1 protein-coding gene is annotated in these 242 nt (G+C 69.8%); it reads left to right on the top strand.

Going from position 1 to position 242, the window contains the following annotated elements:
* On the top strand, nt 1-242 hold a 242-nt coding region (locus tag EOD29_RS34480; protein WP_281059268.1), incomplete at both ends, for an isoprenylcysteine carboxylmethyltransferase family protein.

Raw genomic sequence — 242 nt, 5'->3', positions numbered from 1 at the left:
GCACCATCCTGCTGTTCGTGCCGGCGCACGGCTATGCCGGCAGGCTGCGGCTGTGGACGCCGACGCTTGCCGAGGCGTGGATCTGTGTCGCCCTGATCGCCATCGGCATCGCCTTCGCCTGGTGGGCGCGCCTGCATCTCGGCAGGCTGTGGTCCGGCACCATCACCGCCAAGGCCGATCATCGCGTGGTCGAGACCGGTCCCTACCGGCTGGTCCGCCACCCGATCTACACCGGGCTGCTG

This window comes from Mesorhizobium sp. M1A.T.Ca.IN.004.03.1.1 (assembly GCF_003997555.1).
Taxonomy (GTDB): Bacteria; Pseudomonadota; Alphaproteobacteria; order Rhizobiales; family Rhizobiaceae; genus Mesorhizobium.
This window is presented reverse-complemented; position numbering and strand designations above follow the sequence as displayed.